The sequence below is a fragment of the Burkholderia sp. AU31624 genome (genome assembly GCF_020420065.1).
GTDB lineage: Bacteria > Pseudomonadota > Gammaproteobacteria > Burkholderiales > Burkholderiaceae > Burkholderia.
Map to the genome: position 1 here is coordinate 986,940 of NZ_JAIZRT010000003.1, position 15,919 is coordinate 1,002,858.

The window sequence follows — 15,919 nt, forward strand, 5'->3', positions numbered from 1 at the left end:
CGAAATATTTTATACGGCGCCTTCGGACGGCTTCTTGCCGAGCTCGACACCGAGCTGCTTGAGCTTGCGATACAGGTGCGTGCGCTCGAGGCCCGTCTTCTCCGCGACGCGCGTCATGCTGCCGTTTTCGCGCGCGAGGTGATATTCGAAGTACGCGCGCTCGAACGCATCGCGCGCTTCGCGCAACGGGATGTCGAACGGGATCGCGGCCGTCTGGCCCGCGAGGCCGAGTGCCGAAGCCATGTCGTCGCCGAGCGTCGGCAGCGCAGCCGCGGACGCAACGGCCGCGGGCCCCGCCGCCTGCCCCGCACCGGCCTTCGCCGCCGCGTTCGCGGACACCGGCGCCGCACCGCGTGCGAGACCGTGCTCGACGGACTTCAGCAGCTTCTGCAGCGCGATGGGTTTCTCGAGGAAATCGAGCGCGCCGATCTTCGTCGCCTCGACGGCCGTATCGATCGTCGCGTGCCCGGACATCATGATCACGGGCATCGTCAGCAGCCCCTGCGCTGCCCACTCCTTGAGCAACGTCACGCCGTCGGTATCGGGCATCCAGATATCGAGCAGCACGAGATCGGGCGCCTGATTCAACCGGTATTCCCGCGCGGCCTGCGCGTTCTCCGCCGCCTCGACGACGTGTCCTTCATCGCTGAGGATCTCCGAGAGCAATTCCCGGATGCCCATTTCATCATCTACCACCAGGATGGTTGCCATTTACGCTGCCTTTGTCTGCTCACTTGCTTTTGTCTTGGCGGGGGCCGTCCCGTCCTGCACGCCCGATTCGGCGCCTGGCGCATCGCTCGCCATCTGCAGGAACAGGATCGACACCTGCGCACCCTCGACGGTCTCGCCGTGCATGCGATTGCGCAAATCGATCCGCGCACCGTGCTCATCGACGATCTTCTTGACCGTGGCCAACCCCAGACCCGTGCCCTTCGCCTTCGTCGTCACATAAGGCTCGAACGCGCGAGTCAGGATGCGCGCCGGAAAACCGGGCCCGTTGTCGGACACGGTAAGACGTACCGCGACGCGCGTTTTGCCCTCGGCGTCGGGATCGCCATATTCTACTGTCTTGGTTTCGATCAACACACGCGGATGCGCCGACTCCGCGACCGAATCCTGCGCATTCTGCAGCAGGTTGTGAATCACCTGGCGCAGTTGCGTCGCATCACCGCGTATCACCGGCAGCGACGGCGCGAGCTCGGCGACGATCGCGCTCTTGCCTTCGCCCACCCCGTACAGCCCGAGCACCTCGCTCGCCAGTTCGTTCAACTGCAGGTTCGAGAGCACCGCGGGCGGCGTGCGCGCGTACTCGCGGAAATCGTCGACCATTCGCTTCATCGCGGCGACCTGATTGACGATCATCGTCGCGCCGCGCTTGAGCACATCGGCATCGGGCGGGGCGAGCTTGTCGGAGAGCTTCATCTGCAGCCGCTCCGCCGACAGCTGAATCGGCGTCAACGGATTCTTGATCTCGTGCGCGAGCCGGCGCGCGACCTCGCCCCACGCGACCGAACGCTGCGCGGAAATCACGTCGGAGATGTCGTCGAACACGACGACGTAACCGGACGTCTGCGGATCGTCGGCCTGCCCCTCGACCGTCGACACGAGGCGCGTGCCGCGCACGAGCAACGTCAGCGGATCGGCTTCGCCCGGCACCTCGATCGCGAACTGCTGCTGCCAGTGGCCGCGATCGCCGCTGCCGCCGTCGGACGCCGCCTCGCGATCGGCGAACGCCTTGCGCACCATCGCGCCGAACCCGGCGGCCACGCCGATCCGGTCGAGCGTCGTGCCGATCAGCGCGTTGAACGGCTGCCGGAAAATCCGCTCGGCGCCGCGATTGGCCGTCGTCAGCCGGAACTGCCGGTCGAGCACGAACACGCCGGCCGTCAGGTTCGCGAGGATGCTCTCGAGATACGTCTTCGAATGCTCGAGCGCGACGCGGTTTTTCTCGACCGCGAGCCGCGCCTCGGACAACTGACGCGTCATCGCATTGAACGACTGCGTGAGGAAGCCCAGCTCGTCGCGCGTCTTGATCTCGCGCTTCGGCGTGTAGTCGCCTTCGGTGACCTCCTTCGTGCCCTGCGCGAGCAGGAACAGCGGCCGCGCGAGCTGCTGGCCGAGCGCGAGCGCGAGCATCATCGCGATGAAGGTCGCGAGGAACAGCGCCAGCGTCAGCGTGCCGATGTACATCTTGCGCAGCCCCGTGCGGCCGAGCGACTTTTCCTGGTACTCGCGATACGCGCGCTGCACGGCGTCCGCGTTGTGGGCAAGCGTCGGCGGCACCGGCTGCGTGAGCTGCAGGAAGCGTTCCGCCGGCTGCAGCAACGACGTCGATGCATCGGGAATCGGCCGCACGACGCGCAACCGCAGCGCGCCCTTCGCGCCGTGCGCGCGCGGGTCGCCGTCGACTTCACCCTCGATCGCCGCGTACGCGCCGTGTTCGCGCGCCTGGTTCAGCATCAGCGGCGTCGGCAGGTCGTCCGGAATCAGTGCCGCGAAATTGCCCGACGCCTGCGCGACGATATGCAGGTCGGGGGCCGCACCCGAGCCGCCGCGGCTCGGCTCGACGATCGTCGCGTCCTGCACGCCGAACTGGTCGCGCAACCGCAGCAGCGTGAGCGTCGTGCCGTTGGTGTTCACATCGACGCTCGCGAGCTGGTCGGACATCAGCCGCGCCTTCGTCTGCAGATCGGACAGCGAAGCATCGAGCATCCCGCGGCCGAGGTTCAGGCCGGCCGTCAGCGCCGTCTCGACGTTCACGTCGAACCACGACTCGATACTGCGCGACACGAACTGGTACGACACGATGTAGATGATCCCGCCCGGCACCACGCCGACGAGCGCGAAGAACACCGCGAGCTTCGCGAGCAGCCGCGTGCCGAACTTGCCCTTCCTCAGGCGCACGACGATCATCCCGATCAGCCCGAGCACCACGAGCAGGAACACGAGCGCGACGACGATGTTCGTCGCGTACAGCCACGAGTAGTAGCGGTCGAAGAATTCGGTGTTCGCGCTCGCGGCCGCGAGCAGCACGAGCAGCAGCAGCGCGGTGAGCGCGACGGTCGAGACGATCACGCGAATGAGGAGGCTCTTCCCGCTGGCCGCGCGGCGCACTTTATTTAGCACGTTCGGTCACCGTGAAGTTGAAGCGCTTCCAGTCGGACCCGAGCGTCCAGTCGCGGTTGTTCACGGCATCGACCTGGAACGGCTTCGGCATCAGCGCCGTATCGAGCTGCATCCGCACCGATGCCGTGTAGGTTTCACCGGCGCGCACCTGGTTGCGGTCGATCACATGCCACGACGTGATGTGACGGACCACCGCGAGCGCATCCTTCAGCGACGGGAAACCGAGCTGCAGGCCGCCCGTCGACACGCGATATTCGCGCGTGAGCGGCTGGAACGACAGGCGGATCGTCTGCGTCACCGCCACCGGCTGCTCGTCGAACCAGTACCAGCGCGCACGGCTCAACTCGAAGTCGGTCGTGAAATAAAGCGGAATGCCCTTGTTGACGGCATCCTCGAGGTTCGGGTTCAGCTCGAAATCGAAGCGTGCGTCGAGCGCCCAGCCGCTTCCGTCGGACTGGAGCGACGCGCGCTGCACGGCGATCGACTCGGCATGCGCCGGCCGGACGACAGCCAGGCACAGCGTCAACGCGACCATCAGGACGGCCGCGAGCCGAAGTGGAAAAAGGTGTTTGATCGTCACCGTTTCTGAAACCGCGCGTAGAAAAATCCGTCGTGATCGGTGTTCTGGTCGAGTGCGCCGGCGGCCGCCCCTCCCTGCACTCCGCCCGGCAGCAGTTGGCCGGGGGCGTCCAATCGTACCGCATCTTCACAGGCCGCTTCAAACCAGCGGGCCTGCCATTCGCCTTCCTCGGGGAAGACCGAACAGGTCACGTAAAGCAGTTCGCCGCCCGCCTTCACGAGCGGCCACAACGCCGCCAGGATGCGGCGCTGTTCCGCGACGAGCGCCGGGATGTCGGCCTCGCGGCGCAGCCAGCGAATGTCGGGGTGCCGACGCACGATGCCGGACGCCGAGCACGGCACGTCGGCGAGGATGCGGTCGAACGGGCGCCCGTCGTACCAGGCGTCGGGGGCACCCGCATCGCCGACACGCACGTCCGCTTCGAGCGACAGCCGCACGAGGTTCTCGCCGATCCGTGCCGCACGCGCGGCGTCGCTTTCCAGCGCGACGACTTCCGCATCGGCGAGTTCGAGAATATGGCCGGTCTTGCCGCCGGGCGCCGCGCATGCGTCGAGCACGCGCATGCCGTCGCGCGCACCGAGCCATTCGGCTGCGAGCTGCGCGCCGGCGTCCTGCACCGACACGACGCCATCGGCAAACCCCGGAATGCGATCGACCGGCAGCGCCGATGCAAGCCGCACCGCATGCCGGCCGATCGCGGTCGCGTCGATCCCGTTCTCGCGCAGCGTATCGAGATACGCGTCGACGCTCGCGCGGCGCGCGTTCACGCGCAGCGTCAGCGGCCCTTGCCGCTCGCCGGCCGCGAGGATCGACTGCCATGCGTCGGGCCACGCGCGCTGCACCGAAGCGACCCACCACGCGCGGTAGTTCCAGCGCGCGACGACATCGTCCTGCAGCGCCGCGACGAGCGCGTCGCGCTCGCGCAGGAAACGGCGCAGCACCGCGTTGACCATCCCCTTCGCGAACGCACATTCGCGGCGTGCCCCGATCACGGTCACGGCCTGGTCGACCACCGTGAACGCCGGATACGCAGCCTCGTCCGCCGGGTCGAGCAGCAGCGCGAACGCACCGGCGAGCACCGCGTGCACGTAGGCGGGCGGCGCCTTGCTGATGAGCCGCCCGATCAGCCAGTCCGCACTGCCGAGGCGGCGCATCGTCCGGTAAGCGACGTCCTGCGTCGCCCCGCGCGCGAGCGCCTGTGCACCGGACGGCATCTGCGCGAATACCGCCGACAGCGCCGCCGGCAGCGCGGTGCCGCGCCGCACCGCATCGACCGCCTGCGCGGCCGCATCGAGTGCGAAGCCGAGCGAATCGGGCGCGAGATGCAGCGCGGACAGGCGCGCCGGGCGGCCGGAAGAAGACGGAGCGGTAGAACGGGTTCGTGTCATCGGAGCAAATTCGGCAAACAAACGCGGCCAGCGGGCACAGCAAGCCAATGCGGCAAACGGCGGGATCGCGGCGCCCGTGGGCCCTGCCATCCCAAACCGGGCATTGTAGCGTGCGATGCGGCTGGCCCTTTGGCCCCTTTACGGCACGCGCAAATGAAACACCCCGCAGCGCGAAGCGTGCGGGGTGGTGTGACGGCCCCCGCGCGGCAACTGCCGCACGGTGTGCCGTGGCTTAGTCGAAGCGGCCGGTACGCGCCATCTCCATCAGGCGCGCGATGCGCTCCTCGGTGGCCGGGTGCGTCGAGAACAGATTCTGCAGGCCGCCTCCGTGCAGCGGGTTCATGATCATCATCTGCGCGGTGGCCGGATGCTGCTCGGCCGCCTGGAACGGGATGCCCGCCGCATAGCGATGGATCTTGTCGAGCGCGGTCGCGAGCGATTGCGGATCGCCGGAAATCTGCGCGCCGCCGCGGTCGGCCTCGAACTCGCGTGCCCGCGAAATCGCCATCTGGATCAACGCGCCTGCGATCGGTGCGAGCAGCGCGACCGCGATACCCGCGATCGGGTTGGCCGGCCGGCCATTCTCGTCGCGCCCGCCGAAGAACATCGCGAAGTTCGCGATGGCTGAAATCGCGCCCGCCATCGTCGCGGTGATCGTCGAGATCAGGATGTCGCGGTGCTTCACGTGCGCGAGCTCGTGCGCCATCACGCCGCGCATCTCGCGCTCCGACAGCACGCGCAGGATGCCCGTCGTCGCGGCGACTGCCGCGTGCTCGGGGTTGCGGCCCGTTGCGAACGCGTTCGGCGCGTCCTCGTTGATCAGGTAGACGCGCGGCATCGGCAGGTTCGCGCGCGTGGCCAGCTCGCGCACCATCCGGTAGAACTGCGGCGCCGTGTTCTCGTCGACTTCCTGCGCGTTGTACATGCGCAGCACCATCTTGTCCGAGAACCAGTAAGAGAAGAAATTCATGCCGAGCGCGAACAGCAGCGCGATCGTCATGCCCCGCGAGCCGCCGATCATCCCGCCGATCACGATGAACAGGGCCGTGATCGCGGCCATCAGCATCGCCGTTTTGACCCAATTGAACATACCCACTCCTTATCCGTCAGGGGACCCGCCGCGCATCAAAAGGGCGCGGCGGAAAATTGTAAGCGTTTTGTTAGATAAGGTCTTGCCGGAAAAATTCAATCTCACCGTTGCGATGTTGCAAGACGAAGACCGAGGCCGACGAAAGCGCTGCCGACCGTGCGGTCAAGCCACTTCTTGACGCCCGGCTTGCCGGAGAAGCGCGCCGTGACACTGCCCGCGACCCACGCGACGAGGCTGGTCCACACCGTGCTCATCGCGACGAACACACCGCCGAGGGTCAGGAACGCCCATGCCTTGTGCGGGCTGTCGGCCGACACGAACTGCGGGAAGAACGATACGAAGAACAGCACGACCTTCGGGTTCAGCACGTTGGTCCAGAAGCCCTGCATGAACAGCTGGCGCAGCGGCTTCGCGGCTTGCGCGGCCGCCGTGCCCGACGGCTCGGCCGCCTGCTTCGCGATGATCATCCGCACGCCCAGGTAGATCAGGTAGGCGGCGCCGACCAGCTTGATCACCGTGAATGCGGCAGCCGACGCCGCGAGCAGCGCGGTCAGGCCGAATGCGCAGGCGAGCGCGTGAACGCAGCAGCCGGCCGAAATGCCCAGCGCCGACATCAGCCCCGCGCCGCGGCCCTGCGCGACGCTGCGGCCGACGATATAGGCCGTATCGGGGCCGGGCGTGACGTTCAGCAGGAAGACTGCCAGCACGAAGAAGCCGAAATGGGTGATGCCGAACATGAAAACCTCGAAACCGGGGAGCGCAGGGAAATTCTACGCGCGCCTGCCGCGCCGCGCGACTCGACCATCCGGCCGATTGCGCACGCCCGGCAGGCCGTGTCGAATGGCGGTCAGGCCGCGTCAGGCAACGTCGGTCAGCGCGAAACGCTGGCCCGCGGCGAGCGGCGAGCCGGCCAGGAATTCGCGCGCGGGCAGCCGCTTGCCGCCCGGCTTCTGCAACTGCGTGACGCGCAGCGCACCACTGCCGCACGCGACGACCACGCCTTCCGGCGCGGCTTCGACGATCGTGCCGGGCGCCGCGTCGCCGCGCGCCGCCACCGGCTCGGCTGCCCACAGCTTGATCGCCGCGCCGTCGAGCGTCGCGACGCCGCCCGGGAACGGATCGAACGCACGCACCTGGCGCGCAAGCACGTCGGCCGGCTTGCGCCAGTCGAGTGCCGCTTCGTGCTTGCCGATCTTTTCCGCATAGGTCACGCCGTCGGCCGGTTGCGGCGTCGCCGGCAGCACGCCGTCGCGCTCGAGCTGCACGAGCGCGTCGACGATCAGTCGCGCGCCTTCGGCGGCGAGCCGGTCGTGCAGCGTCGCTGTGGTCTCGTCGGGCGCGATCGCGATGCGCGCTTCCTCGATCATCGCGCCGGTGTCGAGGCCGATGTCCATCTGCATCAGCGTGACGCCCGTCTCGGCGTCGCCGGCCTCGATCGCGCGGTGGATCGGCGCGGCGCCGCGCCAGCGCGGCAGCAGCGACGCGTGAATGTTGATGCAGCCGCCGCGCGGAATGTCGAGCACTTCCTGCGGCAGCAGCAGGCCGTATGCGGCGACCACCATCACGTCATGTGGCGTCGAGCGCAGCAGCTCGATCGCGTCGGCCGCCTCGGCCGGGTACTTGCCCGCGCGGCGCAGCGACGGCGGTTGCGCGACGGGCATCCCGTGCTCGACGGCGTAGCGCTTCACCGCGCTCGCCTGCAGTTTCATCCCGCGCCCGGCAGGGCGATCGGGCTGGGTGAGCACGAGCGGCACCGGAAAACCGGCCTCGTGGATCGCGGCGAGGGCAGCCGCGGCGAATTCCGGCGTGCCGGCAAAAACTACGCGCAACGTATGGGTCATGACAGCGTTCGGGGTCGGGCTGGGCGAACGCGCGTTACATCGCGCGTTCGAGTTTCTTCATCTTCGTCTTGATGCGCGTCTGCTTGAGCGGCGACAGGTATTCGACGAACACGCGGCCCATCAGGTGATCCATCTCGTGCTGGATGCACACGGCCAGCAGGCCCTCGCAATCGAGTTCGAAGGTCTCGCCCTGCTCGTTGAGCGCACGCACGCGCACATGATCGGGACGCTCGACTTCGTCGTAGATGCCGGGCACCGACAGGCAGCCCTCTTCATAGATCTGCTTTGCATCGCTCGACCACACGATCTCCGGGTTGATGAACGCGCGCAGCTCGTTCTTCTCCTCGGAGACGTCGATCACGATCACGCGCTCGTGCACGTCGACCTGCGTGGCGGCAAGGCCAATGCCCGGCGCCGCATACATGGTCTCGGCCATGTCGGCGACGAGCTTGCGGATCCGGTCGTCGACCTTGTCGACGGGCTTCGCGACCTTGTGCAGCCGCTTGTCGGGGTAATGAAGAATATTGAGTAAAGCCATGGCGTTCGGTATTCGGTGGAGCGGCGTGCCGCATCGGCCATCCGGCCGGCTGGCGCTGCCGCCGGGATGCAATGAAGATGAGGCGGACGCGCGGCGAATCAATGCCGCGGATCACGCCTCCTGCAATTGGCCGGGCGCCTGCGCGCGCGGCCCTGTCGAGTATTTCGGATGATGAAAATTTTATCATGGCGCCACGCGGTCCGCTGGCCGCCGCATTCGAGGGGCGCCTCATGTCGCCGCACGCGCTGACCACCTCCGCCGTGCGCGCATGGCTGCAGCTCGCGCATGCGCCCGGCCTCGCCCCCGCCGCACTGCAGGCATTGCTCGATGCGTTCGGCTCGCCGGACGCGCTGCTGCGTGCGCCCGATCACGCCATCACCGCCGTGACCAGCGCCGCCGCCGCCCTGGCCGTGCGCGCAAGCGAGCGCGGCGATCTCGACGCGCGCACCGACGCAGCGCTCGCGTGGCTCGACGCGCCAGGCAATGCGCTCGTCACGCTCAACGATCCGGCATACCCGCCGCGGCTGCGCGACCTGCACGATCCGCCACTGCTGCTATATGTAAAGGGCCGGCTCGACCTGCTGCATGCGCGCAGTCTCGCCGTGGTCGGCAGTCGTCACGCCACGCCGCAGGGGCTCGCCGACGCAACGCACTTCGCACGCGAACTGTCCGACGCCGGGCTGCCGATCGTGTCGGGCCTCGCGCTCGGAATCGACGCCGCCGCACATCGTGGTGGGCTCGACGGCCGGTCGGGCACGGTCGCGGTGATCGCGACCGGCGCCGATCTCGTCTACCCGGCGCGGCACCGCGCACTCGCCCACGAGATCGCCGCGCACGGCGCGATCGTGTCGGAATGGCCGCTCGGCACGCCGGCCCGCGCCGCCCACTTCCCGCAGCGCAACCGGCTGATCGCCGCGCTCGCGGTCGGCGCGCTCGTCGTCGAGGCCGCGCCGCGCTCCGGCTCGCTGATCACCGCGCGGCTCGCGAACGAACTGGGGCGCGATGTGTTCGCGATGCCGGGCTCGATCCATGCGCCGCTCGCGCAGGGCTGCCACGCATTGATCCGCGACGGCGCGAAGCTCACGGCGGCGCCGCTCGATGTACTCGAGGAATACGGGCTGGGAGAATCGAAAGCCGGCACGGCGGGCGGTGCGGCGTGTTCCGGGCATCCGTGCAGGGGTACCGGCGACCTTCGCGAAACCGAAACCGCCACTCGGCGTGCCGCTGCCGGTGTGATCCAACATGGCGATGCCGTTCCGGCCACCGCGTCCGCCCGAGACGACGCACCGGCGCCGGCGCCACCGCTGCCCGCCACCCCCGCCGAGCAGGCCGTCCTTGCCGCATTGGGATACGGCCCCGTCACCTACGAATGGCTCGCCGAGCACAGCGGCCTGCCTGACGACGTGCTGCACCGCGCGCTGCTGGCGCTGGAACTGGCCGGCCGCGTCGCCAGCCTCCCCGGCGGACGCTTCGCGCGGCTTGACGCAGCGCGCACCCCGCCCGTGGACGGCGTGCTACATTCCCCCGCATAGGGGCGGCCAGGCCGCCGACGATACTCAAGGAAACCCATGCCCGCGCTGAATCTCGACACCGATGCGGATCGGATCGCCGAGCGCCTCGCCGATCCCGGCACGTTGCTCGTCGCCTGCCTGTGCGCCGAGTGGTGCGGCACGTGCCGCGACTACCGGACGGCCTTCGACCAGCTCGCCGACGCGCATCCGGACGCCTGCTTCGCCTGGATCGACATCGAAACGCATGCCGACCAGCTCGACGATCTCGACGTCGAGAACTTCCCGACCATCCTGATCGAAGATACCCACACCGCCCGCTTCTTCGGCACGGTGCTGCCGCATGCGGCGATCGTCGAGCGGATGCTGTCCGACCTGAGCGCAGTACCCGGTGCGCCGCACGCACCGAAATTGCGCAATATCCTGGCCGTCGAAGCCTGACTTCGCGAGGCGGCCCGGTGGTTTAGCGCACATTTGCGCGCCCCGCCGCGCCGGGCGCTTGCCGCCGCTGCGGCCCCCCTCTATGATGGGCCGCTTTTTGCACGCCGAGCCGCCATTGCTGCGGCGTGTGCTATAAAGCGGTCGTAAAAGGGACCCACAACCGGCGAACCCGGTCTACCAACACACACCTGTCATGTCCAAAGCACTGATCATTGCGGAAAAGCCTTCTGTCGCGAACGACATCGCACGCGCTTTGGGCGGCTTTACCAAGCATGACGAGTATTACGAAAGCGACGATTTCGTCCTTTCGTCCGCTGTCGGCCACCTGCTGGAAATCGCCGCCCCGGAAGAGTACGAGGTCAAGCGCGGGAAATGGAGCTTCGCGCATCTGCCCGTCATCCCCCCGCATTTCGACCTGAACCCGATCGCAAAAAGCGAGTCGCGCCTCAAGGTGCTCACCAAGCTGTTGAAGCGCAAGGACGTCGACCGCCTGATCAACGCATGTGACGCGGGGCGCGAGGGCGAGCTGATTTTCCGCCTGATCGCGCAGCACGCGAAGGCGAAACAGCCGGTCCAGCGCCTGTGGCTGCAGTCGATGACCCCGCAGGCGATCCGCGACGGCTTCGCGAACCTGCGCAGCGACGCGGACATGCTGCCGCTCGCCGACGCCGCACGCTGCCGCTCGGAAGCCGACTGGCTCGTCGGGATCAACGGCACCCGCGCGATGACCGCGTTCAACAGCAAGGGCGGCGGCTTCTTCCTGACGACAGTGGGCCGCGTTCAGACGCCAACGCTGTCGATCGTCGTCGAACGCGAAGAGAAAATCCGCCGCTTCGTCCCGCGCGACTACTGGGAAGTGAAGGCCGAATTCGCGTGCGCGGGCGGCTTCTACGAAGGCAAGTGGTACGACCCGAAATTCAAGCGCGACGAATTCGATCCGGAAAAGCGCGACTCCCGCCTGTGGAGCCTGCCGGCTGCCGAAACGATCGTCGCTGCGTGCCGCGACCAGGTCGGCACGGTCTCGGAGGAATCGAAGCCGTCGACGCAGCTCTCGCCGCTGCTGTTCGACCTGACGAGCCTGCAGCGTGAAGCGAACAGCCGCTTCGGCTTCTCCGCGAAGAACACGCTCGGCCTCGCGCAGGCGCTGTATGAAAAGCACAAGGTGCTGACCTACCCGCGTACCGACGCGCGCGCGCTGCCGGAAGACTACCTGTCGACGGTCCAGTCCACGCTCGAGATGCTCAAGGAGAGCAACAACTACCTGCCGCACGCGAAGCAGGTGCTCGACAAGGGCTGGGTGAAGCCGAACAAGCGGATCTTCGACAACTCGAAGATCAGCGACCACTTTGCAATCATCCCGACGCTGCAGGCGCCGAAGTCGCTGTCCGAGCCGGAGCAGAAGCTGTACGACATGGTCGTGAAGCGCTTCCTCGCCGTGTTCTTCCCGGCCGCCGAATTCCGCGTCACGACGCGGATCACCGAAGTCGCCGGCCATCACTTCAAGACCGAAGGCAAGGTGCTGGTCGAACCGGGCTGGCTGCAGGTGTACGGCCGCGACGCCGAAGGCGCGGATGCGAACCTCGTGCCGGTGCAGAAGGACGAGAAGGTGAAGACCGACGAAATCGCCGCCGTCGCGCTCGTCACGAAGCCGCCCGCACGCTACTCGGAAGCGACGCTGCTGTCCGCGATGGAAGGCGCGGGCAAGCTCGTCGAGGACGACGAACTGCGCGAGGCGATGGCCGCGAAGGGCCTCGGCACGCCGGCCACGCGCGCGGCGATCATCGAAGGCCTGCTCGGCGAGAAATACCTCGTGCGCGAAGGCCGCGAACTGATCCCGACCGCGAAGGCATTCCAGCTGATGACGCTGCTGCGCGGGCTCGGCGTGAAGGAACTCACCGCGCCCGAGCTCACCGGCGAATGGGAATACAAGCTGTCGCAGATGGAGCGCGGCAACCTCGGGCGCGAAGCGTTCATGCAGGAAATCGCCCGCATGACGCAGCAGATCGTGAAGCGCGCGAAGGAATACGATTCGGACACGATCCCCGGCGATTACGCGACGCTCGAGACGCCGTGCCCGAACTGCGGCGGCCAGGTGAAGGAAAACTACCGCCGCTTCGCGTGCACGAAGTGCGAGTTCTCGATCTCGAAGATCCCGGGCAGCCGGCAGTTCGAGATCGCGGAAGTCGAGGAGCTGCTGCGCGAGAAGACGATCGGCCCGCTGTCCGGCTTCCGCAGCAAGATGGGCCGCCCGTTCTCGGCGATCCTCAAGCTGTCCTTCGACGACGAGACGAAGAACTACAAGCTCGAGTTCGATTTCGGCCAGGACACCGGCGGCGAGGAAGGCGAAGCGCCCGACTTTTCCGCACAGGAGCCGGTCGGCGCGTGCCCGAAGTGCAAGGGCCGCGTGTTCGAGCACGGGATGAGCTACGTGTGCGAGCACTCGGTGGCCAACCCGAAGACCTGCGATTTCCGCTCGGGCAAGGTGATCCTGCAGCAGGAAATCACGCGTGAGCAGATGGGCAAGCTGCTGGCCGACGGCCGCACGGATCTGCTGCCGAACTTCAAGTCGTCGCGCACGGGCCGCAACTTCAAGGCCTTCCTCGTGAAGCAGCCGGACGGCAAGATCGGCTTCGAGTTCGAGAAGAAGGAGCCGAAGGCCGCTGCCGCGAAGAAGACGGCAAAATCGGCGACGAAGGATGCTGAAACCGTGACGGAAGGCGCCGAAGAGAAACCGGCACCGGCTCGCAAGACCGCCGCCCGCAAGACGACGGCGCGCAAGACGGGCTCGTGACGGCCTGACGGCCGGGGCTCCCCCGGCCAGGCACCCATAAAAAAACGCGGATCGATTGCTCGATCCGCGTTTTTCTTTGCGCCGGGGGCAACCGCCGCCCGGCCGTCGCGCCGTTACAGCGGCGACGGCGCCGCAACGCGCGTGCGCGGCGAACGCGGCAGGCGCGGCGATAGGTTCGGGTCGGCCGCTTCCGGCTGCTCGGCACGTGTCTCGACACCGATCGGCGCGAGCGCCGAACTCTGCGCGGCCCACTGCTCGCCCATCGTCGCGTCGGTCGAGTGGCTGAAATGCTCGACGAGGTGGTCGATGAACGTGCGCACCTTCGCGGGCAGATGGCGCCGGCTCGGGTAAGCGATGTTGATCTCGACCTGCGGCAGCCGGAAATCCGGCAGCAGCCGCACGAGCGCGCCGCGCGCGATATCGCCGCCGATCAGGTAGCTCGGCAGAATCGCGACCCCCATCCCGAGCAGCGCGAACTGGCGCAGCATCGCGGTGTTGTTCGCGACGATCACATTGGTCGGGCGCACGCGCACTTCGCCGTCCGGCCCCGTGAACACACGCTCGTCACCCCAGTATTCGGTCGGCAGGCTCAGGCTCGGGTGCTCGGCGAGATGCTCCGGATGGGTCGGCACGCCGTGCTTCTCCAGGTAGCTCGGCGTCGCGCACACGGTCATGCAGCCGGTGGTCAGGCGCCGCGTGACGATGCTCGCGCTGCGCATCTGGCGCGTGACGACGATGCCGACATCGAAGCCTTCCTCGACGAGATCGACCTGCCGGTCGACCAGCGTGAGATCCGGCACCACTTTCGGGAAATTCTCCGTGTACGACTGCAACACGGGCGCGAGGTTGTGCAGGCCGAACACGACCGGCGCAACGATGCGCAACGTTCCGACCGGCTCGTGATTGCGCGCAACGACCATCTGCTCGACGTCCTCGAGCTCATCGAGGATCTGGCGAGCACGCTCCAGATAGACCTGGCCCGACTCCGTCAGGGAAAGGCTGCGCGTGGTGCGGTTCAGCAAACGCGTGCCGAGCCGGCCTTCCAGATCGGCGACGTGACGCGTCGCGACCGCGTTGGAGATATCCATTGCACTCGCGGCCCGCGCAAAACTGCCGAGATCTGCAACCTTGACGAACACGCGCATCGACTGCAAATGATCCATAAACGACTCCTGCCGCTGTTACAACTTCAAAAAGATGAAGCAAATGCGTAATTCTCCTACGACAGCGGAAATGATGCAGAGTTGCTCAACAAGGCCCCGGTTGACGATAAAAATAGTCAAAAATCCTCGCCCTCTGCGGATAGTTGATCCAATTATTCTGATTGAAGCAACAATTGGGTGAACCTCGTCGAGTATGTGGCCGAATCAGGAAGGACGTATTTGATGCGACACAACAGCGCACCCTTCCACCCGTCGCGCAAGCGGCGCCGGGTCAGGCCGCCGCCAATTGCGGCGGAGCGTAACAACCTGTTAAAAAGACACCATGAAGGCGGCCGACGTAGCATCATGTCGGCCCCGGCCGGGCGGGACGGGTGCGCGACGTGCGCCGCCGCCACCGCCGCTTTCAACGCGCGACACCCGCTCACCATGAAAATTGCCATCCTCGACGACTACCAGGACGCCGTCCGCAAGCTGAACTGCTTCGAGATGCTTGCCGACCACGACGTGAAGGTCTTCAACAATACGGTGCGCGGATTGGGACAACTCGCCAGCCGTCTGGCGGAAGTCGAGGCGCTCGTGCTGATTCGCGAACGGACCCCAATTTCGTCGCAACTGCTCGCCAAGCTGCCGAACCTGCGCATGATCAGCCAGACCGGCCGCATTTCGAGCCACATCGATCTCGACGCGTGTACCGACCGCGGCATCGCCGTGCTCGAAGGCACGGGCTCGCCGATTGCCCCCGCCGAACTGACCTGGGCGCTCGTGATGGCCGCCCAGCGCCGCATTCCGCAATACGTCGCGAACCTGAAGCAAGGCGCGTGGCAACAGTCGGGCCTGAAGACGTCGGCAATGCCGCCGAACTTCGGCCTCGGCCAGGTGCTGCGCGGCCAGACGCTCGGCATCTGGGGCTACGGCAAGATCGGCCGGCTCGTCGCCGGCTACGGCAAGGCGTTCGGGATGAACGTGCTGATCTGGGGCCGCGAGCATTCGCTCGAGGCCGCACGCGCCGACGGCTATACGGCCGCCGAAAGCCGCGAAGCGCTGTTCGAGCAGAGCGACGTGCTGTCGCTGCACCTGCGCATGCATGACGACACGCGCGGGATCGTGAAGCAGGAAGACCTGATGCGGATGAAGCCGACGTCGCTGCTCGTCAACACGAGCCGCGCCGAACTGCTCGAGGAAAATGCATTGGTCAACGCGCTGTCGCACAACCGTCCGGGAATGGTCGCGATCGACGTGTTCGAGAGCGAGCCGATCCTGCAGGGCTACAGCCTGCTGCGGATGGAAAACGTGATCTGCACGCCGCACATCGGCTACGTCGAGCGCGAAAGCTACGAGCTCTACTTCAGCGCGGCATTCCGGAACATCCTGGCGTTCGACCAGGGCGACATGTCGAGCGTCGTCAACCCGGAAGCCCTGACGCCGCGCCGCGTGCGCTGAGCGCTGCGGGCCG

At 67.1% G+C, this 15,919-nt stretch carries 13 protein-coding genes; 4 read left to right on the forward strand and 9 right to left on the reverse strand.

The window, feature by feature from the left end:
• Positions 1 to 9: 9 nt before the first annotated feature.
• The 8 genes from esaR to def form a co-directional block, all read right to left on the reverse strand.
• Entirely contained in the window at positions 10 to 711 is a 702-nt protein-coding gene (gene esaR / locus LGM89_RS14890) for a response regulator transcription factor EsaR (RefSeq protein ID WP_021163978.1), read from the reverse strand.
• Complete coding sequence (gene esaS, locus LGM89_RS14895; protein WP_089495849.1) at positions 712 to 3,126, reverse strand: sensor histidine kinase EsaS; 2,415 nt, start codon at positions 3,124 to 3,126, stop codon at positions 712 to 714. It abuts the gene before it with no gap.
• Positions 3,116 to 3,706 carry a DUF4390 domain-containing protein gene (locus LGM89_RS14900; protein ID WP_039353770.1) on the reverse strand — a complete coding sequence of 197 codons (591 nt, stop codon included), beginning with the start codon at positions 3,704 to 3,706 and terminating at the stop codon, positions 3,116 to 3,118. The genes esaS and LGM89_RS14900 overlap by 11 nt, the downstream gene beginning before the upstream one ends.
• Positions 3,703 to 5,094, reverse strand: a complete 1,392-nt coding sequence (gene rsmB, locus LGM89_RS14905) for a 16S rRNA (cytosine(967)-C(5))-methyltransferase RsmB (RefSeq protein ID WP_226273306.1) — start codon at positions 5,092 to 5,094, stop codon at positions 3,703 to 3,705. The genes LGM89_RS14900 and rsmB overlap by 4 nt, the downstream gene beginning before the upstream one ends.
• A gap of 232 nt (positions 5,095 to 5,326) precedes the next feature.
• Positions 5,327 to 6,184 (reverse strand): zinc metalloprotease HtpX, encoded by an 858-nt coding sequence (htpX, locus tag LGM89_RS14910; RefSeq protein ID WP_011353570.1) that lies wholly within the window; start codon positions 6,182 to 6,184, stop codon positions 5,327 to 5,329.
• Between the two features lie 101 nt (positions 6,185 to 6,285).
• Positions 6,286 to 6,921, reverse strand: coding sequence for a LysE family translocator (locus tag LGM89_RS14915; protein WP_226273307.1), 636 nt, complete (start codon positions 6,919 to 6,921; stop codon positions 6,286 to 6,288).
• Positions 6,922 to 7,041: 120 nt separating this feature from the next.
• The gene (gene fmt / locus LGM89_RS14920; RefSeq protein WP_226273308.1) at positions 7,042 to 8,025 is read right to left on the reverse strand and encodes a methionyl-tRNA formyltransferase; all 984 of its coding nucleotides are present in this window, start codon (positions 8,023 to 8,025) and stop codon (positions 7,042 to 7,044) included.
• 34 nt (positions 8,026 to 8,059) lie between these two features.
• Complete coding sequence (gene def / locus LGM89_RS14925) at positions 8,060 to 8,563, reverse strand: peptide deformylase (RefSeq protein ID WP_089431848.1); 504 nt, start codon at positions 8,561 to 8,563, stop codon at positions 8,060 to 8,062.
• Positions 8,564 to 8,748: 185 nt separating this feature from the next.
• On the opposite strand from def, the gene dprA reads away from it, so the two are divergent.
• The 3 genes from dprA (at position 8,749) to LGM89_RS14940 (ending at position 13,303) form a co-directional block, all read left to right on the forward strand.
• Positions 8,749 to 10,095 carry a DNA-processing protein DprA gene (gene dprA, locus LGM89_RS14930; RefSeq protein ID WP_226273309.1) on the forward strand — a complete coding sequence of 449 codons (1,347 nt, stop codon included), beginning with the start codon at positions 8,749 to 8,751 and terminating at the stop codon, positions 10,093 to 10,095.
• A 36-nt stretch (positions 10,096 to 10,131) separates the two neighbouring features.
• Positions 10,132 to 10,512: a thioredoxin family protein gene (locus LGM89_RS14935; protein ID WP_039353754.1), complete on the forward strand. Its 381-nt coding sequence runs from the start codon at positions 10,132 to 10,134 to the stop codon at positions 10,510 to 10,512.
• A gap of 193 nt (positions 10,513 to 10,705) precedes the next feature.
• A complete protein-coding gene (locus tag LGM89_RS14940; protein ID WP_039353751.1) occupies positions 10,706 to 13,303 on the forward strand; it encodes a DNA topoisomerase III in 2,598 nt (865 codons plus the stop codon).
• Positions 13,304 to 13,416: 113 nt separating this feature from the next.
• On the opposite strand, the gene LGM89_RS14945 is transcribed toward LGM89_RS14940, so the two are convergent.
• Positions 13,417 to 14,466: a LysR family transcriptional regulator gene (locus tag LGM89_RS14945; protein WP_089426598.1), complete on the reverse strand. Its 1,050-nt coding sequence runs from the start codon at positions 14,464 to 14,466 to the stop codon at positions 13,417 to 13,419.
• A gap of 426 nt (positions 14,467 to 14,892) precedes the next feature.
• Here LGM89_RS14945 and LGM89_RS14950 point away from each other — a divergent pair, with 426 nt between their 5' ends.
• Positions 14,893 to 15,906, forward strand: a complete 1,014-nt coding sequence (locus LGM89_RS14950) for a D-2-hydroxyacid dehydrogenase family protein (protein WP_089495855.1) — start codon at positions 14,893 to 14,895, stop codon at positions 15,904 to 15,906.
• Positions 15,907 to 15,919: the final 13 nt, after the last annotated feature.